Source organism: Leisingera sp. F5 (assembly GCF_001593695.1).
This window is the reverse complement of sequence record NZ_LUKH01001369.1, coordinates 1-1,073: the sequence shown is the minus strand read 5'-3', so window position 1 is coordinate 1,073 and position 1,073 is coordinate 1. Positions and strand designations below refer to the sequence as shown.

At 61.0% G+C, this 1,073-nt stretch carries 1 protein-coding gene and 1 pseudogene; both read right to left on the bottom strand.

What is annotated here, in order from left to right:
* On the bottom strand, positions 1–867 hold an 867-nt coding region (locus tag A2I95_RS41500), incomplete at its 3' end, for a D-glycerate dehydrogenase (protein ID WP_291738101.1).
* 99 nt (positions 868–966) lie between these two features.
* A pseudogene (locus A2I95_RS41495) lies at positions 967–1,073 on the bottom strand (succinate--CoA ligase subunit alpha); the annotation flags it as partial.

The window sequence follows — 1,073 nt, the reverse complement described above, 5'->3', positions numbered from 1 at the left end:
GTGCGGCAGCATCACCAGGTTGTCGCAGCCCATCAGATCCGGGTTGATGCGCGGTTCGCCGTCAAACACATCCAGCCCGGCACCGCCGATGGTTTCGAACCACAAAGCGCGGGACAGGGCCAGCTCGTCGATAATCTCGCCGCGGGCCGTATTGATAAGGAAGGCATCCGGCTTCATCAGGTTCAGCATCCGGGTGTTGATCAGATGCCGGTTTGCAGCGCCGCCGGGGCAGTGCAGCGAGACAAAGTCGCACTGCGGCATCAGCTCTTCCAGGCTGCTGGCCTGAGTAGCGTTGTAGCGGGCCAGAACATCCGGCGACACGCGGGAGCGGTTCTGCACCACGATCTTCATGCCAAAGCCATGATGCGCGCGGCGGGCCATTTCCTGGCCGATACGGCCAAAGCCAACGATGCCCAGCGTCTTGCCGGAAACCTTGGTGCCGACCAGATGGGTCGGACGCCATCCGGTCCATTCACCGGCACGCACTTCACGCTCACCTTCACTGGCGCGGCGGGCGACCATCAAAAGCAGCGTCATGGCGATGTCGGCGGTACATTCGCTAAGAACATCGGGGGTGTTGGTCACAGTCATGCCGTGGCCTGCTGCACTGGGCATATCAATATGAGAGTAGCCCACACCGTAGTTGGCGAGGATCCGTGCCTGGGGCTTAGTGATATCAAACGCACTGGCCGGAATCTTGTCGGTCACCGTCGGCAGTACAGCGTCATAAGATCTCATTGCGTCGCGCAGTTGCGCTTCGCTCAATGGCTTGTCGCCAGTGTTCAGCACAGCATCAAAGGCTTCAGAAAGCTGCGCCTCAACTGCGGCGGGCCAGCGGCGGGTCACCAGAACCTTGGGCTTTGCCATGACTTCATCTCCCTGTCGTGCTTATGCTTTATTAATGCGCCCCACCCCTGCCATTGCCCCAGGCCAGGGGTGGAGCGTCGCGCCTGACCCAAAGCCGGATCAGGCGGCGTTCTTTTTCATCACGCTAGCGATGGTTTCGCCGATTACGGCGGGGTTTTCGGCAACGGTCACGCCGGCCGCCGACAGGATCTCCACCTTCTCGGAAG